At 40.6% G+C, this 24,341-nt stretch carries 23 protein-coding genes; 6 read left to right on the top strand and 17 right to left on the bottom strand.

The features are described 5' to 3' along the window. Position 1: 1 nt before the first annotated feature. Positions 2 to 1,027: a helix-turn-helix domain-containing protein gene (locus F896_RS10035; protein WP_016163663.1), complete on the bottom strand. Its 1,026-nt coding sequence runs from the start codon at positions 1,025 to 1,027 to the stop codon at positions 2 to 4. 130 nt (positions 1,028 to 1,157) lie between these two features. Between F896_RS10035 and F896_RS10040 the strand changes: the two genes are divergently transcribed. After that, positions 1,158 to 1,856: an NAD(P)H-dependent oxidoreductase gene (locus F896_RS10040; RefSeq protein ID WP_016163662.1), complete on the top strand. Its 699-nt coding sequence runs from the start codon at positions 1,158 to 1,160 to the stop codon at positions 1,854 to 1,856. A gap of 47 nt (positions 1,857 to 1,903) precedes the next feature. On the opposite strand, the gene F896_RS10045 is transcribed toward F896_RS10040, so the two are convergent. The 3 genes from F896_RS10045 to F896_RS10055 all read right to left on the bottom strand — a co-directional run bounded on the left by F896_RS10045 (position 1,904) and on the right by F896_RS10055 (position 6,278). Next, positions 1,904 to 4,594 carry a TonB-dependent receptor gene (locus tag F896_RS10045; protein WP_016163661.1) on the bottom strand — a complete coding sequence of 897 codons (2,691 nt, stop codon included), beginning with the start codon at positions 4,592 to 4,594 and terminating at the stop codon, positions 1,904 to 1,906. Between the two features lie 231 nt (positions 4,595 to 4,825). Further along, entirely contained in the window at positions 4,826 to 5,785 is a 960-nt protein-coding gene (locus F896_RS10050; RefSeq protein WP_016163660.1) for a FecR domain-containing protein, read from the bottom strand. Positions 5,786 to 5,792: 7 nt separating this feature from the next. Further along, on the bottom strand, positions 5,793 to 6,278 hold the full coding sequence (locus tag F896_RS10055; RefSeq protein ID WP_016163659.1) for a sigma-70 family RNA polymerase sigma factor: 486 nt from the start codon (positions 6,276 to 6,278) through the stop codon (positions 5,793 to 5,795). A gap of 171 nt (positions 6,279 to 6,449) precedes the next feature. On the opposite strand from F896_RS10055, the gene F896_RS10060 reads away from it, so the two are divergent. Both F896_RS10060 and F896_RS10065 read left to right on the top strand, forming a co-directional pair. After that, the gene (locus F896_RS10060) at positions 6,450 to 6,674 is read left to right on the top strand and encodes a hypothetical protein (protein WP_032882206.1); all 225 of its coding nucleotides are present in this window, start codon (positions 6,450 to 6,452) and stop codon (positions 6,672 to 6,674) included. Positions 6,675 to 6,705: 31 nt separating this feature from the next. After that, complete coding sequence (locus F896_RS10065) at positions 6,706 to 8,934, top strand: phosphocholine-specific phospholipase C (RefSeq protein WP_016163657.1); 2,229 nt, start codon at positions 6,706 to 6,708, stop codon at positions 8,932 to 8,934. Between the two features lie 106 nt (positions 8,935 to 9,040). On the opposite strand, the gene F896_RS10070 is transcribed toward F896_RS10065, so the two are convergent. After that, positions 9,041 to 9,787, bottom strand: a complete 747-nt coding sequence (locus F896_RS10070; RefSeq protein ID WP_016163656.1) for an iron-containing redox enzyme family protein — start codon at positions 9,785 to 9,787, stop codon at positions 9,041 to 9,043. A 294-nt stretch (positions 9,788 to 10,081) separates the two neighbouring features. On the opposite strand from F896_RS10070, the gene F896_RS10075 reads away from it, so the two are divergent. Then, positions 10,082 to 11,311, top strand: coding sequence for a GGDEF domain-containing protein (locus F896_RS10075; RefSeq protein ID WP_016163655.1), 1,230 nt, complete (start codon positions 10,082 to 10,084; stop codon positions 11,309 to 11,311). Between the two features lie 106 nt (positions 11,312 to 11,417). On the opposite strand, the gene aroC is transcribed toward F896_RS10075, so the two are convergent. The 11 genes from aroC to F896_RS10130 all read right to left on the bottom strand — a co-directional run bounded on the left by aroC (position 11,418) and on the right by F896_RS10130 (position 21,489). Beyond that, positions 11,418 to 12,509: a chorismate synthase gene (gene aroC, locus F896_RS10080; RefSeq protein WP_016163654.1), complete on the bottom strand. Its 1,092-nt coding sequence runs from the start codon at positions 12,507 to 12,509 to the stop codon at positions 11,418 to 11,420. Between the two features lie 11 nt (positions 12,510 to 12,520). Then, positions 12,521 to 13,531: a 50S ribosomal protein L3 N(5)-glutamine methyltransferase gene (gene prmB, locus F896_RS10085; protein ID WP_016163653.1), complete on the bottom strand. Its 1,011-nt coding sequence runs from the start codon at positions 13,529 to 13,531 to the stop codon at positions 12,521 to 12,523. Positions 13,532 to 13,657: 126 nt separating this feature from the next. After that, positions 13,658 to 14,863 (bottom strand): tryptophan synthase subunit beta, encoded by a 1,206-nt coding sequence (gene trpB / locus F896_RS10090; protein ID WP_016163652.1) that lies wholly within the window; start codon positions 14,861 to 14,863, stop codon positions 13,658 to 13,660. A 36-nt stretch (positions 14,864 to 14,899) separates the two neighbouring features. Continuing rightward, positions 14,900 to 16,087, bottom strand: coding sequence for a vWA domain-containing protein (locus tag F896_RS10095; protein ID WP_016163651.1), 1,188 nt, complete (start codon positions 16,085 to 16,087; stop codon positions 14,900 to 14,902). 12 nt (positions 16,088 to 16,099) lie between these two features. Beyond that, on the bottom strand, positions 16,100 to 16,951 hold the full coding sequence (locus F896_RS10100) for an AAA family ATPase (RefSeq protein ID WP_005241473.1): 852 nt from the start codon (positions 16,949 to 16,951) through the stop codon (positions 16,100 to 16,102). Between the two features lie 35 nt (positions 16,952 to 16,986). Then, positions 16,987 to 17,373 (bottom strand): hypothetical protein, encoded by a 387-nt coding sequence (locus F896_RS10105; RefSeq protein WP_016163650.1) that lies wholly within the window; start codon positions 17,371 to 17,373, stop codon positions 16,987 to 16,989. After that, positions 17,366 to 17,671 carry a YcgL domain-containing protein gene (locus F896_RS10110; protein ID WP_016163649.1) on the bottom strand — a complete coding sequence of 102 codons (306 nt, stop codon included), beginning with the start codon at positions 17,669 to 17,671 and terminating at the stop codon, positions 17,366 to 17,368. Before F896_RS10110 ends, F896_RS10105 begins: the two co-directional genes overlap by 8 nt. Positions 17,672 to 17,850: 179 nt before the next feature. Then, a complete protein-coding gene (locus tag F896_RS10115) occupies positions 17,851 to 18,993 on the bottom strand; it encodes a ribonuclease D (RefSeq protein WP_016163648.1) in 1,143 nt (380 codons plus the stop codon). Positions 18,994 to 19,278: 285 nt separating this feature from the next. Beyond that, the gene (recR, locus tag F896_RS10120; protein ID WP_005188637.1) at positions 19,279 to 19,875 is read right to left on the bottom strand and encodes a recombination mediator RecR; all 597 of its coding nucleotides are present in this window, start codon (positions 19,873 to 19,875) and stop codon (positions 19,279 to 19,281) included. An 84-nt stretch (positions 19,876 to 19,959) separates the two neighbouring features. Beyond that, positions 19,960 to 20,289, bottom strand: a complete 330-nt coding sequence (locus tag F896_RS10125; protein WP_016163647.1) for a YbaB/EbfC family nucleoid-associated protein — start codon at positions 20,287 to 20,289, stop codon at positions 19,960 to 19,962. A 12-nt stretch (positions 20,290 to 20,301) separates the two neighbouring features. Further along, positions 20,302 to 21,489 carry an O-succinylhomoserine sulfhydrylase gene (locus F896_RS10130; protein WP_016163646.1) on the bottom strand — a complete coding sequence of 396 codons (1,188 nt, stop codon included), beginning with the start codon at positions 21,487 to 21,489 and terminating at the stop codon, positions 20,302 to 20,304. A gap of 135 nt (positions 21,490 to 21,624) precedes the next feature. Between F896_RS10130 and F896_RS10135 the strand changes: the two genes are divergently transcribed. Continuing rightward, complete coding sequence (locus tag F896_RS10135) at positions 21,625 to 22,710, top strand: alpha/beta fold hydrolase (protein ID WP_016163645.1); 1,086 nt, start codon at positions 21,625 to 21,627, stop codon at positions 22,708 to 22,710. Positions 22,711 to 22,713: 3 nt separating this feature from the next. Next, positions 22,714 to 23,586: an NAD(P)-dependent oxidoreductase gene (locus F896_RS10140; RefSeq protein ID WP_016163644.1), complete on the top strand. Its 873-nt coding sequence runs from the start codon at positions 22,714 to 22,716 to the stop codon at positions 23,584 to 23,586. Between the two features lie 66 nt (positions 23,587 to 23,652). On the opposite strand, the gene F896_RS10145 is transcribed toward F896_RS10140, so the two are convergent. After that, on the bottom strand, positions 23,653 to 24,264 hold the full coding sequence (locus F896_RS10145) for an isochorismatase family protein (RefSeq protein ID WP_032882203.1): 612 nt from the start codon (positions 24,262 to 24,264) through the stop codon (positions 23,653 to 23,655). Between the last annotated feature and the right edge of the window lie 77 nt (positions 24,265 to 24,341).

Here is a 24,341-nt window from a genome sequence, read left to right as displayed (position 1 = left end):
TCTAAGAAGAAAGTCGACCAATGCTGACTTCACGGAAAAATTTAGGCGTCACATTGGTCCACTTTTTAAATGCGCGAGAAAAATGGGAAATATCGGCATAGCCTAAACGCTCTGCAATTTGTTCAATCGAAAGCTTGGGCTGTTTTAATAACTGCTCCGCCTGATTCCTGCGTACTTCGGCTACAAGACTCTGGAAAGACGTTTGTTTATTGCTTAACTGTCGCTGTAAGGTTCGTTCTGAGAGGTGGAGTTTTTCAGCGACCTGTTTCAGTGATAAGAAGCCATTATCTTCATTATATAACAAGGCTTTGACTTGTGAATCCAAGCGATTTTTTTGATCCCTTTTCAGCGCAAGCTTATCAGCATCTTGCTCACATTGTTGCTTGCTGAGACGTGCCAATAAGGCATCTGCGGTCTTTAGTGGGAGTGATAGCGCTGCCTTATTGAAGCTTAAACAATCTTTTTCACACTCGAAACTGATATTTGAGTGATTAAATTTTTGAGTGTTCTTATAAAAATCTGGTTTGTCTTGTTGGAACTTAAACTGGATTCCAAGTTTATTTTGAGCTAAATTTTCCAAAATTTGTGAAAAACCCAAGATCAAAAACATCATTCCATGTCGATTTAACTTAAATTTTTGTGAAGGTTGGTTGAAATACAAATAAGCCAAGTCACCTTCTATCTTTAATTTAGGTTTAAACACAGAACAATGTAAGCCAATAAATTGCTCTAGAATATTGATTGCATCACCTAATGTATCAGAGGCAGTTGCGGCAATGCCGACATGACCATAGCAAGAGACTCGCATTTCCTCTGCAAGATAAAGACTAATCGCAGGTTCATGCGTCAGTAAGGCTGCTTTATCCAATAAATGATTAAAAATATTGAAATCTACATACCAAAACGGTGCATTCAAGGTGCGTACAGAAATCCCTGTTCCAGACAAAAGTTGTTCTGAAGATACATTCCATTTTTGTATGACATCCACTAATAGGTTGACATAAGTACCGGGTAATTCTGGATTCATGCAGTCTCCATGAAACAGCGAAAATTTGGCGTAAAATGGTAAATATTGGCGGTTAATGAACTATGACATCTTTCTCAGTTTAAGCATAGTAGCTCTATCTAAAAAACTCAGCTTTTAAACTGGTGAAATCATGCATATTTTGATCGTCCATGCGCATCCTGAACAACAGTCATTTACCTCTGCGCTTAAGAATACAGCGCAGCAGACTTTTGAACAGCAAGGTCATACTGTCGAGGTTTCAGATCTCTATGAAATGAACTTTAACCCTGTTGCATCTAAAGATGATTTTGACAGCCTGAATCAAGCTGATTATTTTAACTATGCTTTAGAACAACGCCATGCATTTAAACAACAGCAATTTTCAGCAGATATCCAAGCTGAAATTGAAAAAGTTCAACGTGCTGATCTGGTTATTTTTAGCTTTCCTTTATATTGGACCTCTGTACCTGCCATCTTAAAAGGTTGGATTGATCGTGTATTTGTATCTGGCCTCTTTTACGGCGGTAAACGCTTTTATAACCATGGCGGCATGACTGGGAAAAAAGCCATGCTATGTTTAACACTCGGTGGCCGTGAACATATGTTTGGTGAAGGTTCTGTACATGGGCCGATAGAGCATTATTTATCATCGTTGCAACGTGGCACACTTGCCTATGTCGGCTTTGAAGTACTGCCTCCATTCATTGCCTATCATGTCCCTTATATCAGCCAAGAAGATAGACAAAAGATTGTGATTGATTTCGAACACTACTTGCAAAACATAGATGATTTACAAGCCTTAGCATTCCCGTTACTGGAAAATTTTGACGATAGAATGAATCCGCTGTAATAAAACAACGATAAGGCTCTAGGCTAAGAACCTTATCGTCTTATCTCCTAGAATTTTATTTCAACGCCTGCTTTGATGGTACGTCCTGGAATCGGCATACCAATCACCGTACCAGGATCAAAGTTATAGCGATTTGTTAAGTTATCGACATTAAATGATAGAGCGACATTTGGATTCCACTTATAGCTTGCAAACAGATCAATTAAAGTTTCAGAAGAGATTTCAGTCACAGCTCGTCCACTTACACCTGTACCAGCCAACCAACCTTTAGGGTTTGTCTTTTCAGAATGATATTTAGCACGAGCACCGACAACCAATTTATTCTCAAATAGGTTTTTGCCTACTGTGATATTCAAAATCTTACGCGCTGGCAGTCGAGTTGAAATCAGACTCCAAGAATCACCCACCTCATTACATTCCGCTTTACTTGCAGGACAAACTTTAGGTGCTTGATACAAAGTTCCATTTAAACTGGTAAAGAAACTCGGATGATTATAGGAAAGATCAAACTCCAAGCCCTTCATTACAACTTGATTGTAATTGACGAATGTATAAGAGCTTGTATAGGGAAGAATAAAGTCAGGCGTAATTTGGTTCGGAATATCTTTTCTTTGTACTCCCTGTGTCAGAAAATCCTTAGTCTGGTTACGGAAATAATTCAGGTTAAATTTCAAATGGTCATCTTGAGCAAACACGTTTTCACGCTCACCGATAAATCCTAACTCAATAAGACGTGAATTCTCAGGTTTAATCGGCAGGTCTGGATCATAACTAAAGGTTTGACCTGAAACAGTTGATTCAAACAGACTTGGGCTACGATGTGTATTGGAGAGTTTTCCATAAAGATCAATACCGTCCCACAACTTATAGTTGAGTTGAGACATCCAATCGATGTTCCCTCCAAAGTTACGTAAAGCATAACCCTTATTATTTAAGTCCGAATGAGCCACAGGTGTCATTGGTCGATACTGATCACCATAGTCTTTCACTTTGGCTTTATGCCATTTACTCCCTAAACTTAAACTAAAGTCATTAAAAAGATAGTCGCCATTGAGGAAAACTGAGGACTCTTGGCGTAATCCATCCCGCGCAATTTCATGATCAACCAGATGACGCGGCTTCATACGCTGTTCGTCGTAGGTTAAACCATAATTCAATGTGACCTGATCAAATTTACTGGTATTTTCTAAGTTTAGACCACTACGATAATCTTGGAAACTCCCCCAATATTGATCTCCATAACTCGAATTCTTCATCCCAATCATGCCATTGTGCTGGCGATATTTAGCGTTGGTATGCCACACCCCTAATTCGAGATCTACCAAAGAGTTGTGTTTCGGCTTATAGGTATAACTGGTACTAAATGCATTAACAGCTGCTGAACCTAGAGACCACTGCGGCATGGTATAAGCATCTTCTATGTATTTTGGCTCAACATACGCGTCATCGATATATCCGTAAGGTGGTGAATTAGGGTCAATCACTTTGGATCGACTCCAATAAAAAGCCATGACTTCACCCGCTTTTTGGTCATGACGTCGTAAATTTACCTCGACACGGTGTTCTTCAGTGATATTCATACCTGCTTTAATAATGCCTGAATCACTTTGATAACTGGTATTCACCACCTCTTGACCTGGACTAACATCGACAATATCCCGCTTTTCGTAATACTCAATGCCATGTTTTCCAGCATAGTAATTACCAACTTCTCGTTTACTATAAGCAGCAACCAAATCAAACATGTCGTTTCGATAAGCCAGTGCCAATGTGCCAGCACCATTTTGAAAATTATGAGACGAAATTTTATTGTGAAGCAAATAAGACATTTGCTCCTTTTCATTGTCTGAGGTTTGAGGCGTTCTGTTATTGTTATAAAAACTTCCTTTGAGCATGACACCTGCATTTTGATTCGGCAGTAAAATGTCATTGGCACTTAGGGTTCGCATTTTTACAATTCCCCCAATTCCGCCTACGCTAAATTTAGCCCGTGATGCACCTTTCTCAACCTCAATTTGGCTGATCAAATCCATATCGATATAAGTACGGTCACTCTCGCCTTGATAACCTCGGAAGGTATGACTGGACTGTAAACTACCATCAATAATCACGGGGACGCGCCCTTCACCCTGCATACCACGGATTCCAATATCTATCGCACCCGCTTCATTACGTAAACTGTTGACCTGTACCCCTGCAATATCGGAAAAGACATCCCCATTGCCCGTTCCTCTAAATCGACTAATCTGTTCTCGATCAAGATGAGTTGTATTCACCTTTTGCTTTTGTGGTTCGGCATTCACTTTTATTTCTGGCATGACCACAATAGCTTTAGCATCCTGCTCTAAGAGTAAATGCGTATTTGCATGAGAAGTCAGTTTTTCCGCATGACCGAGCATAGAACTGTTTTTGGGAACTAAGAGATAGGTTTGCCCTTGTTTGATGACTTGATAAGGTTGATCTGCCAAGAGATAGTCAAAACCCTGCTTAACCGAGTACTTTCCTGATATTCCCTTACTTTTCAGGCCTTTTAGCTGATCAGAATCATAACTTAAGACGATACCAGACTGTGCTGCAAAACTTGACAGCACGTAGCCCAATGGGTTCTCTGCAATTTGATAGGTTCTCTCTACAGCTGGCTTGTCTAATACCTGATTAGATGAAGTTATTTCTGCATAAACCCCACTGATACAAAAACAGTGTATGAGGATTGCTAATGTTTGCTTTTTAAATTTCATTGGAAGATCCATACTTGCTAATGATTTTCATTTTCAATAATCATTACCAAGTGATTTCCAAAAATATGACATTAAATTTCAATTTTTTACTCTGTTTCATCTCAGCAGAAAAAAGCACTTTCTAAATATATAGCCCCCCGTAGTACAAAGGTCGTTACGATAAGGCTTTGCCAGTGAGCTTGTTTAACTGTATTACTCGTCTAAAGCCCAAAAGCTGACAGGAATTCTCAATTATTTTTCATTTCTAGCCCGAATTATGAGAACACGATTACCTAAATGCCGTTCCATTTTAAGCGGATAACTTAATTCCAAAGCAGACTGTAGATGGGCCAAGTTATTTGTTGGATAAGAACCAGAGACTTTTAATGCTCTTAATTGAGCGTCGAGATCAACATATTGATACTGATAACGCCCAATCTCTTGCAATAGCTGCTCTAAAGGCATTTCAAATGCCATAATCATCTGATTTTTCCAAACCAATACATTCGGATCAAGCTGCCCCAACGCTTTAAAGTCAGTTCCATCAAAACATAACTGCTCACCTGCCCGCACAACTGTCATTTTTTTAGATTGATTCAAAGTGACCTTGACCGCACTTTCAATTACGCCTAAACAGGTTTGCTGTTGTTTATTTTTGAGATACTGCACATTAAAAATTGTTCCCAGTGCTTGTAAATGCGCATTTTCAGTCTCGACAAAAAATGGTCGATGGCTTTGGATCTCTTTTGCAGTATGAATCTGTATTTCGCCATAATGTAATCGAAGTGTTCGCTGATGCGGTGTATATTGAATATCTAGTGCGGTATTAGTATTTAATTGGAGTTGTGTACCATCTTCAAGTCTCACATTCTTCTGCTGCCCCATAGCTGTGCTGTAATCTGAAAGCCACAAATATTTATAATCAGAATTCCATGCAATGATACTGCCCAAGCATGTAATACAAGCCACAACAAGGTGTTTAGTCCACTGGAACCGTGTAGTTTGACTGCTCTTTTTAATAATTGCATGACCATTTTCAGGAAAATGTTCAAAACTGCTCAGTAAATACTCTGCTTTAAGCCATGCGGTTTGATGTACTTCGCTTTGATTTTTCCACGCTTCAAATTCGATCTGCTGAGCCTCGGTTAATGCTGATGCCTGAATCAGCACAATCCATTCAGCTGCCTCTTGTAAAATTTGTGTCTGAGACATTTCAATATCAATCCATAATCACTAAACATTGAGTCAGTACAGCAACCACATCTCGCATAACCGTTCGTGTAGAAATATTCAAACGAGACGCGATCTCTTGCTGTGTAAGCCCCTCAAGTTGAGACCAGATAAACACTTGCTGTTGACGTTTAGGCATTTGATTTAAAAGTTGGTTAATCAAACAGAGTGATTCAATTGCTGATATTTTTTGCTCAGGACTAATCTCATCATACTCAGGTCGACTACTCAGTGCTTCCAAATAGGCTTTTTCTATCGATTTACGCTGGTACCAATTAATTAATATGCCTTTGGCAACTGTGGTTAACAACGCACGCGGCTGATCAAAATACAATTGATCTTTACGCTTTAAAATACGAATAAAGGTATCGTGAGCTAAATCTGCTGCATCTTCACTATGATTGAGGCGTCGTTTAAGCCATTGATACAGCCAAGAATGATGTTGACGATAGAGAGTATTGATTGGATCAGACATTTTAAAAGATAATGAGAATCATTAGTAATATCTTAGCAAAAAATAAGCGAATGATCACCTCTGTTTTCTACCTGAATCGAAATCCACTTGATGGTGAATTGAATTTTTTTAAAACTAATTTTTACAATAACCAATTTGCGTGCTTTACACCAACTTTCATATGAAACGTCAATGAATGGTCATAAAGATGACACTGAGCTGTCACAAGGTCTGTCTAGTGTGTTGACATCTTTGTTATGGATGAAGCAAATGTTGAAAAAAACCAAACGATGGCTAGCATGTCTTTATGTTTTCCCCATTTTATTGGCACTCACCGCGTGTAATGACTCAAATGACGATCAGGTCGCAGCTAAACCTGATGAAACTAAAAAACCAGTCATGCGCTGTGCACCATAAGCATAAGAATAACTAAGATAGGGAAAATATCGTGATTAATCGTCGTCAATTTTTAGCAAATACACTTAAAACGGGCTTTGGTGCTGCCGCTTTGACCACCTTTCCAGCCAGCATTCAAAAAGCTTTAGCCATTCCTGCCAATAATAAAACAGGCACTATTCAAGATGTTGAGCATGTCGTGATCCTCATGCAGGAAAACCGCTCATTTGACCATTATTTTGGAACCTTAAAAGGTGTTCGTGGTTTTGCCGATCGTTTGACTATTCCTTTGCAAAATGGACGTACCGTTTGGCAACAGCAACGCAGTAATGGTGCCTTACTAACACCCTTTCATTTAGATGGCTCAAGCAACAATGCGCAACGTGCGCCAGGCACAAATCACACTTGGGTAGATAGTCAAAAAGCATGGGACAATGGCCGTATGTCAAACTGGCCAACCTATAAGACTGACTATGCCATGGGCTATTTCAAGGAACAGGAAATCCCTTATCAATTTGCATTGGCCAATGCATTTACCATTTGTGATGCTTATCACTGCTCCATGCATACTGGTACAGATGCCAATCGTTCGTTCCATTTAACAGGAACCAATGGTGCAGTGCCAACCAGTACCGCATTTGTCAATAATGAATGGGACTGGATTGATGGCGATCCTAAAACGGTGGATGTCGGCTATACATGGAAAACCTATGCTGAACGCCTAGAAGAAGCTGGAATCAATTGGATTTGTTATCAGAATATGCCTGACGAATGGGGCGATAACATGTTAGGTGCATTCCGTACCTTTAGAAAAGCCAATATCGATTCGGGTTATCCAGTCTCAAGTGGTGGAGCACCGAACAGCCCTTACAATGCAGCTGCACAAAAGTTGCCTTACAAAGCCTATGATGCCACTACAGATAATGCCAAAAATCCGCTTTATAAAGGCATTGCAAACACCTTACCGGGTAATAAACCTGAAGAATTCCTAGATGCATTTAAAAATGATATCAAAACTGGCAGATTGCCACAGGTATCATGGATTAATGCACCTTCCATTTATTGTGAACATCCTGGACCATCAAGCCCAGTACAAGGCTCATGGTTTATTCAAGAAATCTTAGATGCGTTAACAGCCGTACCTGAAGTTTGGAGCAAAACTGTTTTCCTGATCAATTTTGATGAAAATGATGGTTATTTTGACCATGTTCCTTCTCCATCAGCACCAACATTACAGCCAGATAATACTTATGCAGGAAAATCAACCCTCAGCCCTGCTGATATGCGTCATGAATATTATGTGCATGATGCACCGCTAGGCAGCACCAGCCAACCGAACAAGGACAATGGTGTTTATGGTCCTGGTCCCCGCGTTCCCTTATTTGTGATTTCACCTTGGAGTCGTGGGGGTAGCGTTAACTCTCAAGTATTTGATCATACGTCGGTATTGATGTTCCTCGAAAAACGTTTTGGCGTTAAAGAAAGCAATATCAGTCCTTATCGCCGTGCGGTGTGTGGAGATTTGACCTCTGCATTCAACTTTAAAAACCCGAATGAGGATGTACTACCCTCACTAAACGGCAAACAAACCCGTGAGCAAGCGGATCAATTGCGTAACTCACAGCAAAAGTTACCCAATGTCCCTATTCCAACCAATTTGCAGTTGCCTATTCAAGCCAGCGGTATCCGTCGTTCAAAAGCGCTGCCTTATGAATTGCATACCAGTGCACGCTGCCTAAATGATGGAACAGTCAAACTGCTGTTTTCAAACACAGGGACACAAGGCGCAGTTTTTCATGTCTACGACAAATTAAATTTAAGTCGAGTTCCACGCCGTTACATTGTAGAGGCAGGAAAAACACTCGATGATGTCTGGAATGTGCAGAAAGACAATCAAGGCTTATATGATCTTTGGGTGATGGGACCGAATGGCTTTCATCGACATTTCAAGGGTGATCTGAACCGTAATCAAGATTTGCAAATCAATCCTGAGATTCGTGTTTGTTATGATATTGCCAACGGCAATGTGTATGTTGATTTGAACAATACGGGCACTAAAGATATTGAGCTGGTGATCACCCCGGTGGTTTATCGTACTGACGCTCCACTGAAACTAACCGTAAAAGCAGGACAAAGTGCCACTCAGCATTGGGAATTGAAAGATGCTTGGCAATGGTATGATTTTGCCGTGACGTGTACTCAAGATGCTAAGTTTTATCGTCGTTTTGCTGGTCGTGTAGAAACAGGTGAAGATTCGGTGAGTGACCCTGCGATGGTTTAGGGCTTAACACCAAATAGCAAGTTTCATCTCCTCGGTTGTAGTAAATACCGAGGAGATTTTTCTTTTGAGTATTATTCAACCTTTTCCCAACACAATGCTCAAGCTCTTAATTTTTATGCTGTAGCTTATAGCACTCATCTAGGGCAAGTTCATAATATTCCAAGCCTTCTTTTGCGGCCAAGAAAGCTTTTCTTTGCTGCTCAGGGTCTTTATCACATAAGCGCTTAATCAGCTCCATCGCTTCATAAGGATGAAGATCATCATAATGCGCATGCGCTCTTAGCCAAGCGAGAGAACGTTTGTTAATGCTTACTTCAGGGTTTTGAGTATAGGTTTGAATCCCTTTATAGACTTGGATGGTCCAATCACCTGTCGCCCACTCAATCGCAAGATTAGTTGCCGCAATACTCTCTGCTAGACTTCCACGAAAATTAACATCCCACAAGAAGTGATTAACAGCATTCATTACAACAGGTGGTTTCACGTTATTCAACATTTCAACGGTTAGACCAAAGCCACCCGCCCAGTCCTGATACCAGTTCAAATGCCGCTCCTCAACTTTGATGTTTTGAATCAGCCAGTCTCTGGTTTCCGTTACCCCATCCAGTGAAAAAGCCGTCGCTTTTGCTAGTGATCCCGCCATATAGGAAGGGAAATGTGCGACGAGTGGATAAAAATTCAGTAAGGCTGAACGAAAGCATTCAAGGCTTAAACAGCCATTGGCCATATCTAAGAATAACGGATGTTTACTCACCCGTTCTTTTGAGGGTAATAATTCATCCCAGAATCGTTGCGCCCAACCCGAATGGGGTGTAATTTCTAATTTTGTTCCATATTGATTCATAGCAGTCATTGCGATGCATCCTATTTCGTATGACTTAATCCAATCACCTTCGATGATTGCTGCTTTTTTATAAATTGTATCCTAATACCGTAAAGATACAATCATTTGTGATTTAGTTTGTAACAGTTTTTATTTCTTGAATCTAATTTAAACTTGAATCATTATATTAGGCAATGACCCTTATATAAAAATTAATATTTTTTTATAATCTAATACACATTCTATTTAAATCAGTGTAACGTAGTAAAAAAATAATCCCTATTTTGACATTTATAACAACATTTGGGAGTGGTGAGAGATAAGATGAAGTTGAAAGCTTCCAATATTTTGGGACAAGAACAAATCGACTTGTTAATTTCTCGCGGGCTAAATTTAGTTTGGTTTCCTAAAGAATTAGAAGTGATCTATCGAGATCAGTACAGAAATGAGGCTGCGCATGAGTTCCGCTATCGCGCCCCTATTATTTTAGGTTTATATCTATTTCTAAGCTTCGGTATTTATCAGGTTTTACCTACAGACCTACGTATTACTTGGATGGCAACCTACGGTTGGGTGGGTATCATCATTACCTTGGCATGGTTACTTTCGTTCCTGCCAAGCATGAATAAGTGGTTCGATTACTATGTTTGTATTGGCTCAACAGGTGCCGTAGCAATCTCTTTCACCATCATTAACGTATTAGAGCAAGGACAAAATAATGTTTTGTTCCATGCTGCGATGATGTATGCAGTTGTCATCATCTATGCTTTTGTAGGAATGCGTTTCTACACTGCCATCATTGCAGGTTGGATCGGTGGGTTGATTGGTATTGCGGCGAGTACATGGTTTAGCGGTGCAATTGACTGGACCTTCCTCAACCGTACTTATACCTTCAGTAGTTTTCTGGGTATGGCACTTGCTTATGCAACTGACCGCCAGCACCGTGAGAACTATTTACAGAACTGCATGATTGAACTCAATCGTTTAGAATTGATGCGACAAGCACAACAGTTGTCTATTTTATCCCAGCAAGACGCTTTAACTGGTCTTGCCAATCGACGCTACCTAGACGAAGTATTGGAAAATGAGTGGAAAAGAGCAACACGCCATGAGATGCCGATTACCATCATGATGATTGATATCGACTTCTTTAAGCTCTATAACGACACTTTAGGGCATATTCAAGGTGATCAGTGCTTACGACGAATTGCGATTATGTTGGGCTCTATCGCCTCGCGTAGTGGTGATCTGGCAGCACGCTACGGTGGTGAAGAGTTTCTACTACTCTTCTCAATGACTGACCGTGATCAAGCCATTACTCAGGTACAAAGACTGATGGAGTTAGTACGTAATATTGGAATTTTGCACCCACGTAGCAATGTTTCAAAACATGTGACCATTAGCGTAGGCGTTGCAACAATGGTTCCCTGTGTAGGTGACAGTCTTTCTGAGTTTGTTGCACAAGCAGATCATGCATTATATATCGCAAAAAGTAATGGTCGAAATCAATATCATATTGCAACATCAGATAATATGATTTCTGAAGCATTATAATTCATTAATGATTATTAAATGAATATTAAACTAATTTAATTTAAGTATTTTAAAATGTGACACAGGCCGCAGATATAATAAATTATATGTGCGGCTTAATATTTTATTATGGTTCGATTGGTTTAAATGGAGCAACAACATCTGCATTTTGTGCACGATGTCTTAAAAAATGATCCATTAACACAATCGCAAGCATTGCTTCAGCAATTGGTGTTGCACGTACACCGACACACGGATCATGGCGACCTTTGGTCAAGACATCAGTATTTTCACGATCAATACTAATCGTTTTCCCTGGTGTGGTAATACTTGCAGTTGGTTTCAGTGCAATCGCCACACGAATGTTTTGACCACTTGAAATTCCACCTAAGATACCGCCTGCATGATTGGCAAGGAATCCATCAGTTGTGAGCTCATCACGTGTTTCATGACCAAACTGCCCAGCAACCGCAAAACCATCACCAATCTCAACGCCTTTAACCGCATTGATACTCATCATGGCGTGGGCTATATCAGCATCTAAACGATCAAATACAGGCTCGCCCCAACCAACAGGTACTTTTTCAGCAATGATTTCAAGCTTAGCACCACAGCTGGTGCCTTGCTCACGTAATGCGGTTACCAGTTTTTCAAAGCGAGGTACCGCATCCACATCACCACAGAAAAATGGGTTATTCGGCACTTCTGCCCAATCCAGTTTTTCAGCAACTTCATTGCCAATTTGTGTGACATGTCCACGAATATCAATACCAAATTTTTCAGCAAGATATTTCTTGGCAATTGCACCTGCCGCAACACGCATCGCCGTTTCACGGGCGCTCGAACGACCGCCACCACGATAGTCACGGAAACCGTATTTTTGCGTATAAGTGTAATCCGCATGGCCTGGACGGAAAGTTTGAGCGATATTGCCGTAGTCTTTTGATTTCTGATCCGTATTACGGATCAATAAACCAATCGATGTTCCTGTGGTTTTACCTTCGAAAACACCTGAGATAATCTCAACTTGATCTGGCTCTTTACGTTGCGTTGCAAACTTCGATGTTCCCGGTTTACGGCGATCTAAGTCTTTTTGCAAATCGGCTTCACAAAGCTCAAGACCAGGCGGCACGCCATCGACAATCGCCATCAAGCCCGCACCATGTGACTCGCCACAGGTTGTTACTCGAAACAGTTGCCCGATACTATTCCCTGCCATGCTTTAACCCCTTAGTTTTGAACTGATTGCTGAAAGACTTCTTTATAACGGCGGCATTGTTCAGCAGTTAAAGCAAAAATACCAGAACCGCCTTTTGGGAAAGTGAGCCAATGGAAGTCAACTGTATTGAAGTTCTGACGCATTGCCCATTCTGAATTACCAACTTCAATCACAATCAGGCCATCTTCAGTTAAATAATCAGCAGCTTGGGCTAACATTTTACGGACTAAATCTAAGCCATCTTGACCCGCAGCCAGTGCAAGCTCAGGTTCATGTAAGAATTCTTCTGGTAAATCCGCCATATCTTCTGCATCCACATACGGTGGATTACTGACGATCAAGTCATATTGGTTTTCAGCAGGAATTTTTGCGAACAAGTCAGATTCAAGTAAAGCCACTTGGTATTGCTTATCGTGGTGCTCAGTGTTGATTGAAGCCACTTCCAATGCTTCTTTTGAAATATCAGTCGCATCGACTTCTGATTCTGGAAAAGCATAAGCTAACGCAATCGCAATACAACCCGAACCCGTACACATATCTAAAATACGTTGTGGTGTTTTTGGATTGTTATTTTCAGGCAAGTTGTTTAATGCTTCGAGCATACGGCCATTTTCATCTAGGCAGTACGGCGCAAAACGTTGTTCAATCAACTCAGCAATCGGTGAACGCGGAATCAAGACACGCTCATCTACATAAAATGGCTTATTGAAGAAATAGGCCAAGTTCAATAAATATGAAGTTGGAATACGATCATTGATACGACGTTCTAACAAGCTTAGGAATTCTGCTTTTTCACTTGGTAAAAGTTTGGCATCCAGAATTTCGGCATCTGCTTTCCACTCTAGCGATAGTGTTTGTAGTACCAATGCAGAACTCTCTGCAAAATAATCTTGAGTACCTTGACCTAAGTGCGCGTCATATTGACGCATTGCGGTTACACCAAAACGAACAAAATCTCGAATGGTTACTAGGTTTTCAGCCGCTTCTTGTAAATGTTCAGGGCTGATTGTAGGTCGCTCCACTTAGGCGTCTCCAAAAGTGCTAATTGCAAAACGCTTTATTCTAACGGGATTAAGGTTGATTTAACAATAAAAAAACCGCCTCTCGACAAGAAGCGGTCTATTAACAATGAGATATTCAATAAGAACTTATAGGCCTAGCTTTTCAGCCACATAATCCGAGTCTTTATCGCCACGTCCAGAAAGGTTGATCACGATCTTAATCTGCTTATCCAACTTAGGTGCTTCACGTAAAGCCCAAGCCACCGCATGCGAACTTTCCAAGGCTGGGACAATACCTTCTACCCGTGATAGTGTCATAAATGCATCCAAACATTCCTGATCAGTCGCTGTTTCATATTGCACACGGCCGAGCTCTTTCAGGAAACTATGTTGTGGCCCAACACCCGGATAATCCAAGCCTGAAGCAATCGAATGCACTGGCAATGGGTCCCCATTGTCATCTTCCAGTACATAGCACGCCATACCATGAATCTGCCCTGGCTTGCCCAAAGTCAAAGTGGCTGAATGTTTATCTGTATCTAGGCCATGACCCGCAGGTTCTACACCAACTAATTGAACTTCAGGCGTATTTAAAAATGCGGTGAATGCGCCAATCGCATTAGAACCACCACCGACACAGGCAACCACATAATCTGGATTCTGACCAAAACGTTCATTCGATTGAGTTTTGATTTCCTTGCCAATAATCGATTGAAAATCACGAACCATTTTCGGAAATGGATGCGGACCGACCACGGAACCAATGGCATAGATATAGTTTTTAGGATCTTTTAAATATTCCTCAAAAGCACTATCCACAGCATCTTTTAAAGTTGCAGTCCCTTGAGTCACAGCAACCAGTTTCGCACCCAAGATTTTCATCTTCACGACATTCGGATGTTCTTTTTCGATATCAACCTGACCCATGTGGATTTCACACGGAATACCCACCAACGCACAAGCTGTTGCCAAAGCCACGCCGTGTTGCCCCGCACCAGTCTCGGCAATGACTTTGCTTTTGCCCATATATTTAGCAAGTAAAGCCTCACCTAAACAGTGATTGATCTTGTGTGCACCTGTATGGTTTAAATCTTCACGCTTTAAATAAATCTGAGCGCCACCAAGCTGGTCTGATAATCGCTTGGCATGAAACAATGGACTTGGACGACCTACATAATTTTTAAATAAATCATTGAGCTCATCCTGAAATTCAGCGGTATGACGAATCTCTTCATAAGCCGTATTGATTTCATCCATTGCCTCTTTTAAATGTGGTGGAATGAACTGACCACCAAAGTTGCCAAAGAAACCTGCTTCATTTGGCAAAGCAACGCCATTAATTTGATGTTCCATCATTCTTCCTGTTCTTATAAAGTTTTAGTCTAAATTTTAACGTGATAGATAGCGTGTCATGTCTTCAAGACCTTTCAGTGTCATTGGAAACATATGATTTTCAAAAATATCCTTAATCCAGTTAATGGTCTGGGTGTAATGCCAGTAACCTTCCATTTCAGGGTTCAACCAAGCAGTTTTGTCAAAGTGCTGACGTAAACGCCTAAGCCATACTTCGCCCGACTCTTCATTCATATATTCAACTGAACCACCCGCAGACTTTAATTCATACGGTGCCATACTGGCATCACCCACCACGATGACCCGATAATCACGCCCATAAGTATGGAACAGATCCCAAGTATTCATACGGGTTGAACTACGACGATGGTTGTCCTTCCAAACATAGTCATATAGACAGTTATGGAAATAGAAATATTCTAAAGTTTTAAACTCTGACTTGGCAGCACTAAACAGCTTTTCGCACTCAGCAATATGAGCATCCATCGAGCCACCCACATCAAACAGCAGTAACACTTTAATGCGATTACGACGTTCAGGAACCAGTTGTACATCCAAGATGCCTTGTTTCGCTGTTTCGCGAATAGTGCCATCTACATCGAGCTCTTCTGCAGCGCCTTGACGTGCGAACTTGCGTAAGCGACGTAGTGCAATTTGCATCTGACGCGTTCCCAAAACCTGATCATCATCCAGATTTTGGTATTTACGTTGTTCCCAAACTTTAACCGCCGAACGTTTACGCCCTGGCCCACCTATACGGACACCTTCAGGATGATCACCAAAAGCACCAAAAGGTGAAGTTCCTCCGGTACCAATCATGCGATTGCCACCCTGATGTTTTTTATGCTGTTCACGTAAGCGTTCTTCCAGCATTTTCATCAGCTCTTCAAGAGAACCTGCTTTTTGCAACTCTTCACGTTGCTCGGGGCTAAGATGTTTCTCTAACAGTTCAAGATCAAACCAGTCTTTGGGTAACTTGTGAACTTGTTTCAGCAGCTCATCCAAGTCAAAAGTTTCGATGCCATCAAAATAATCTTTCATGGCACGATCAAACTTATCAAAAAAACGCTCATCTTTGACTAAAACAGTTTTAGCCAATTGATAGAACTGTTCCTGATCTGCAAACACAAGACCCGAAGCTACCGCCTGATTAAGATCAATGAGCTCACGTGTTGTTACAGGTACGCCATATTTGCGTAAGGTGTAAAACAGTCGCACAAACATTTTTAAACACTCTTAGCGGCGTGACATAAAGGCTAAACGTTCAAGCAATTGCACATCTTGTTCATTCTTAATCAAAGCACCATACAATGGTGGAATCGCTTTGGATTTATCGTGATTACGCAACACATCTTCTGGCATATCATCTGCCATCAACAGGCTCAACCAATCAATTAGTTCCGATGTTGAAGGTGGTTTCTTCAAATTCGGGATTTCACGTAATTTAAAGAACACCTGTAAGGCTTCACTCACCAAGGTATTTGAAATATTCGGGAAATGTACCGCAATGATGTCACGCATGGTTGCATCATCTGGGAATTCGATATAATGGAAGAAACAACGACGCAAGAATGCATCTGGCAGTTCCTTCTCATTATTCGAGGTAATGATCACGATTGGGCGTTGTGTCGCGGTAATGGTCTCACCTGTCTCATAAACATAGAACGACATTTTGTCGAGTTCATGCAATAAGTCATTTGGAAATTCAATATCCGCCTTGTCGATTTCATCAATCAACAAGACACAACGCTCTTCGCTGGTAAATGCTTCCCACAATTTACCGGGTTTAATATAGTTCTTAATGTCGTAGACACGATCATCACCTAACTGGCTATCACGCAAACGTGATACAGCGTCATATTCATACAGACCTTGCTGGGCTTTGGTGGTTGATTTGATATGCCAAGTAATCAGCTTCAAACCCAAACTTTCAGCTACTTGCTCTGCAAGTAATGTTTTACCAGTACCTGGCTCACCTTTCACCAATAATGGTTTTTGTAAGGCACGAGCAGCTTTCACTGCAAGTTTCAGGCTATCAGTCGCAATATATTGATCTGTACCAGTGAAGTGTTGTGTATCAGCAGACATTTTAAAACCTTATTTTTCTATATTTAACGTTGTATCTAAACTGAACGTGCAGTTTTATTTGCAGTGTATTTTGACCAGCAGAAGCCGATCAATAATCCCGTACCAATGACAAATAAAATCAATGATAAGTTTGACCAGACTAAGACATGCTCTTTGGTGAGGACACCAAAAAGCAAACCAAAAATTGCTGGTGCTAAGGCCGAGTTGGGACCTTCTGAAATTGTTGGCGTTGCAAGAATTGCAAATGCAATAATCCAAAGGATGCCACCAATTGGATTGGGTAGGCGTGACATCAAACGATACCAACACCACAATGCAATTAGCGTCCCTGTAACATAAACAATGATCGCAACATTTTCTTCAGGAAACTGATCCAGTACCGAAAGAATGTTTGACCAAATCGCTGTTAGAGTCTCAAGCACCGCGTAAGCCCTCTGGTTCTACCGCATTCGGATTGATTAATCCTTCTGGCGGCATCTGAATAAAAAAGCCTTTGGTATTTAATGAATCTAACACATGTAAAACGTTAGCACGTGCAAGTTTACGCTCATTATGAAGTTCTAAATGCATGACAAAGGTGGCTTTGCCGAATGCTTGTAAAACTGTTTCTGGAACACCTTCAAATGGGTTTTCTAGTTCCTTGTCATCAGGATAATTTGGACGAGCAATATACATATACATTTCATCTTTCTTGCTCGATCTATAAATATCGCAGTGCATGTTTACTCACATCTATTAACAATCAAAGACAGCATACATGAAAATAAAAATGGATACATTAACGATTGTTAACGCTAGAGTCGTGTTTTTGCGGTCTTCAAATGGCAAATACAAAATGAAAAGATAAAACAACTTATCAAAATAAAAAAAGAGCGAATCATTGATTCACTCTTTTATATTTATCGTGCAACTTTCATTTGTGTGGCTAGATACTCAATATCTTCCCTTAATAGACTAATCAGGGGCTGTGTCAAAAGATCGTAACGCCATCCCATTAAATAAGATGGTAAGGACTGCTCATCCAGTTTAAATACGACATGTTCATAGATGGCATTCATCCATTTCTTACGCAATAGGACTTCTTTCGGAATACCTGTTTGTAAAACCACACTTTCAATCAACGCATCAATTTTGGGTGCAACTTCTTTAGAGTTACTCTTGATCGGTTTAGCCATGCGCAATGGCCATTCTTCCTCTGGCGGTAAGAACTTGAGTAAATCAAGAATCATTTTTCCATGTTCGCGTACAATATGCGGACGAATATCCTTAATTCTTGCCAACTGAAAATTATTGCGAGGATTCTTTTCCACCAAATCAATCATGGTGGAGTTTCTAAGAATAAAGCTACGCGGCTGATTCAGCGCCTTGGTAATCTGCTCTCGCCAAATGCTAAGTTGTTGTAACTGCATCAACTCACGGCGTGAATGTCGATAATTACCGATATCGGTATACAATTCCGCCAGCGGTGTTTCCATCGCAATCTCTTTGGTGAGATTCTGACAATCTTCCAATACGTATTGATACAGCCCTTTTGCTTTCAGATCTGTTTTCAGTGCATCTGCAAGTTTGCTTAAATAGATCACATCATTTGCCGCATAGCACATCTGCTCTTGCGTTAATGGTCTAGCAAGCCAGTCCGAACGGGTCTGATCTTTTTCAATCTCAATATTCAAACAGGTTTTAAGCGCATTTTGATAACTGACTTGAAGCCCATGTCCTAGAAATGCCAACGCAACTTGTGTATCGAATACATTATTTAATGGTTTTTGGTCAGCATAATGATAGATCAGATCAATATCTTCGCCACAGGCATGAAAAATATTCTGTTGTGCAGCAAAAATTTTCGGCCAAAAATTGCCGAGATCTAATGCGGCACCATCAAGCAGCAGAATTTGACCATTCAAATTGATTTGGCAAAAACCAAGTTTAGGATATAAGGTATCTACCTTAATAAACTCGGTATCAAGGGCGTAGACAGAACACTGTTCCATCTGCTTGAGGAGAACAGCTAAATCTTGTTGCTGTTGGATAAACTGAAACATGTGTGCTCAAGTAAAATGATAAAGAACCATGTGCAATAAAACTGCCCAATGTCAGTCATTGCTCAACTGAAAAATACAAAAAATTAATTGGTATTCCACATGCAAGACATGAAATTACTCCTCTTCCATTCATCAAAAAACGAAAATCCTTTTCGCCCATCAATAGTGCCACAAATCACAATAAATAGATCTACGATAATGTTAGACAATATGTAAAATTTAATTATTTGTTTAAATTAACAGCATGAATTTAATATAAATATATAAAAATGCGAATGAATCTTGTTATTTCATCCGCATACGGTTATGTACAGCTTGACTTAAGGTATGACTATCTACATATTCCAGTTCACCACCTTGTGGCACACCTTGCGCAATTCGGGTCATGTGAATCGGTAAATGCTTTGTTGCTTCAACTAAATAATGTGCAGTCGCTTGGCCTTCCACCGTCGCATTCGTGGCTAAAATCACCTCTTGAATCTGTCCTGCACTGAGACGCTGAATTAAGTATGGAATTCCGATCTCTTCCGGGCCGATACCGTCCAATGGAGAAAGGTGTCCACCGAGAACATGGTATTTCCCACGAAAACTGCCACTCTGTTCAATTGCCATCACATCTGCTGGTGATTCAACCACACATAGCAATTGCTCATCACGCTCTGCGGAAGCACAGATATCACAGATTTCATTTTCAGTTAAAGAATGACAAATATGGCATTCGTGAATATGGCTCGATGCTTCATGCAAAGCATGAGAAAGCGCAAATGCACCTTCACGGTTTTTCATTAACAAATGTAATGCCATTCGCTGTGCAGATTTGGGACCAACACTTGGCAATATACGTAATGCTTGAACTAATTGTTCAAATCGTTCACTAAACACAAATCAACTCTCATAATCTCCCCTAACCCCTCTTTAATAAAGAGGGGTACTCCTCCCTTTAAAAAAAGGGAGGCTGGGAGGAATTTAAAATAAGCCAGATAAGCCTGGTGGTAAGCCCATACCGGTGTTCGCACCTTGTAACTTCTCTTCAGAAATGGCTTCTGCTTGACGTGCAGCATCATTCATCGCAGCAGCAATCAAATCTTCAATCATATCTGCTTCATCTTGCAATAAATCAGGACTAATTTCGATACGCTTAACCACATTACGGCAAGTCATGGTTACTTTAACTAAACCACCGCCAGCTTCCGCATGAACTTCAGTTTTTGCAAGCTCTTCTTTGGCTTTTTTAAGATTTGATTCCATATCTTTTTGCATGCGCTGAGCTTGCTGCATGAGCATATTAATGTTCATAAGTTTCTCTCGTTAAATTAAATCTAAACCGCGTGATATGTCGCGAATAATATCATCAATGTCTTCTAAACCAACAGACACACGAATCAAACCTTCTTCAATTCCTGCGGCTTGTTTAGCTTCAGCTGACATTCTACCATGCGAGGTCGTTGCCGGATGCGTAATTGTTGACTTAACGTCACCTAGATTACTGGTAATCGACAAGAAACGAGTGTTATCGATCACGGTCCAAGCGCCTTCACGTTGACCTTTCACCACAAAGGATACAACACCACCAAAGCCTTTTTGCTGTTTTTTCGCCAACTCATGCCCAGGATGATCGACTAAGCCCGCGTAATATACCTTTTCAACTTTTTCATGTTGATGTAGCCATTCAGCAAGTTTTTGTGCACTTTCACAATGCGCTTTCATACGAATGCTCAATGTTTCCAAGCCTTTCAAGAAAATCCATGCATTGAATGGACTCATCGAGTTACCCAAAGTACGAATCACACCATTTACTTCTTCAAGCAAGTCATTTTTACCAACAACTGCACCACCAAGCGCACGACCTTGACCATCGATATATTTAGTTGCTGAATAAAGGACTAAATCCGCACCAAACTTAATTGGTTGTTGTAATACGGGTGTACAGAAACAGTTATCGACCGCAAATAAAGCACCATTAGCATGGGCAATATCAGCAATCGCCTGCATATCACCCACTTGTGCCAAAGGATTCGACGGCGTTTCGATAAATAGAATACGAGTATTTGGACGAATCGCCTGTTTCCACCCCTCTAAATCATCTAGATCTACGAAGGTCACTTCAACCGCAAATTTCGCAACATATTTTTCAAATAAAGCAATGATTGAACCAAATACAGCACGAGAGCAAATGACATGGTCACCCGCTTTTAAATACGCCATACACATTGCATGTACTGCTGCCATACCAGAACTGGTTGCGACCGCACGTTCTGCTCCGTCCAATACAGCCAAGCGTTTTTCAAAAGCTTGTACAGTAGGATTGGTATAACGCGAATAGGTATTACCTGCGATTTGTCCAGAAAACTTTGCAGCAGCATCAGCTGCACTGTCACACACAAATGATGAGGTCAGAAAGATTGGCTCACTATGTTCACCTTCAGAGGTACGATCATGCCCTGTGCGAATTGCCAGTGTTTCTAGTTGGTATTCTAAATCATCGCTTGGATTCATCGTTCTGTATGCCTTATGATCATAATGAAGAAATATGCCAATATTTTGAGCGCCTAAGGTATTTAAGGTCAAGGCGTAAGATGAAATTATCGCTTAGACTTCGTGCAATCTTGACTCATGATGAGACTTTCTAAGATGAAATCGCTTGTGGAACAGCAAAAAATAAATTTTAAACATCTGGCTATGCGTGTCTTCGATGCCGACAAACTGGTTTTGTCTCAATCGACACCGTATCAAGTGATTGCACAATTTAAACAAACTCGTGTCCGTTTCTACGCTTCAGAAAATAAGCGTTATAAAGAACCATTGGTTTTTGTCGCACCTTTAGCGATTAATATGGATATCTATGACCTGTATCCTTACCGTTCATTGGTCAAACATTTTCAGGAAAGTGGTTTTGATGTTTACCTGATTGATTGGGGTAAGCTCACTTATAAAAATTATCAAATTAACTTTCTATCTTTTATTGATAACTTTATTCCTAAATGTATTGAAGCCATTCAACAACATTCTAAATCTGAAAAAATTTCGCTGCATGGTTGGAGTATGGCGGGAATTTTCGTCACACTTTATACCGCACGCCATCAACCGAGTGTAGTCAAAAATCTTGTGGTATTAGGTAGTCCAATCGATAGCTATGCTTCAGGTTATATTGGCAAGTTATATAAAACTTTGGCTTATCTGACTAACCGTAACCCCACCATTAAAGATTACATCTATAATCGTTTACCGAAGTTAATGATTCATTCACCTGGCTTCCTAAACTCGCTTGGATTCAAGCTGTTAGATCCTAAAGGCTGGATTGATGGCAATATTCAATTATTGAAAAACTTGGATAATCTGAAGCTGGTACAAGAAGATGCAACGCTGAGTCACTTCTTAAATAATATGATTGACTATCCTGGTGGTGTGAACCAAGACATGTTGTTTAATGTCTGGTTGCAGAACCCTTTAAAAAATGGCGCAATTCAGCTAAAAAACAAAACCATTGAATTAAAAAACATCAATTGTTCTCTATTTGTTGGCGCAGGGAAAGGCGATCAGCTGGTCACATCGGAGTCCGCATTCCCGCTGACCCAGTTGACAAGCAGCCAAGATGTCACGTTTACTCTTATCCCTGGCGGGCACTTAGGTTTAATGTCCAGCCAAAACAGTTCCATTGAGTTCTGGCCAACACTGGCGACATGGTTAGCCGAACGATCGACGCAAATAAAAAGGTAAAGTATGACTCAATCTGTTGCATTCATTGGTTTAGGTGCTATGGGCTATCGCATGGCAGCGCATCTTCCTAAATATTTCGACAACGTTTATATCTGGAATCGAAATTTTAGTAAGGCTGAACAGCATGCAACAGAATATGGAACTACCGCTGTCGAGCTTGCTCACGCGGTTCAGGCCGATATTATCTTTTCTTGCTTACCGACCAGTGATGACGTTGAAGCATTAATCGAAAGTGTTGAGATCAAATCAGGTTCGATTTGGATTGACTGTACCAGTGGTGTGCCTGAAGCTGCACGCCGTCTAGCTGAGAAATTAAAAGCTCAAAATGTAGACTTCCTGGATGCACCTGTCAGTGGACAAACCATTGGTGCTGAAAATGCAACCTTAACTGTCATGGTGGGTGGTGATGTCAATGCATTTGAACGAGCTTACCCTGCAATGGCAGCAGTGGGTAAATTGATTCAGCATGTCGGTGAATCTGGTGCTGGCTTTGCGGTAAAAGCCATTAATAATATGTTGCTAGCTGTGAATTTATGGTCTGTTGCCGAAGGGTTTAGTACCTTAAAAGCACATGGCGTAAATTTGGATGCGGCACTAAATTGTATCAATGCATCAAGCGGTAAAAGTTTAGTTACAGAAACAATTTTCCCGCAGCGTGTTCTTAGTCGTGAATTTCCTGTGACTTTTGGACTACCATTACTAGCGAAAGATACAGGTATTGCACTTGATCTCGTCAAGGATGCCAAACTCCCTGCTCCGATTTTGTCGTTAACACAAAGTTTGATTCAGGCGGCTAATCTTACTGCTGAACCTAATAGTGACTTCTCAGCAGCCGTTAAAATGTATGAATCTTGGAGTAAAATTACGCTGAAATAAGAAAAATTTTAGTGTAAAAAATCTTTTTATAAACATATAAGCCGCTCAATAGAGCGGCTTATATGTTTATAAAACTTTGTTCTCTATCAACCTGTATGTATGTCCGGCTTTCTTAAAAGCTACTTCATTCACCGATGCACAGATCCTAATTTCATCACCAAGGGACCATTCTGCTACTCTGGCCGCCATCGCAGCAGGTACACCATTTGATCCAGGCCCTGCAGGTACATTATAAGTCGCATGCGCATCATGTGCTAACAATACATCATAACCAAGCTTTAGTGCTGCACGTGCAGTTGCAGTCACACACATTTCGGACAGTACACCACATATTACTAAAGACTTAACTTTTAGTTCGTCCAGAATTTTCTGGAGCAATGTTCCATCAAAACCATTGTCCTCATATTTCCGTACGACAAACTCATTAGACAGTGGTGGAAAAAATAATGCCCAACCACTTTGATAGGGCTCATCTAAAGCACCCATCTCTCCATCATTTTGCAGAAAAATCACTGGCGCGTGGGCAGATCTTGCTTTAGCAAGTAAAATACTGATGGATGCAATCAACTGTTCTGATTCAGGTACAGCGTCTATACCTGACACAAAAGCATTTTGCACATCCACGATAATCAATGCATCGACCACATGAAGTTTGGTTGAAATAGCGATCTCCTTGATTTAAACCCTATTTAACAGTGTTTGTTATTAGGTTTGACCGTAAATTAGTATCAATATTAAAAAGTTATACAAATACT

Source organism: Acinetobacter genomosp. 15BJ, assembly GCF_000400715.1.
Classification (GTDB): Bacteria; Pseudomonadota; Gammaproteobacteria; order Pseudomonadales; family Moraxellaceae; genus Acinetobacter.
This window is presented reverse-complemented; position numbering and strand designations above follow the sequence as displayed.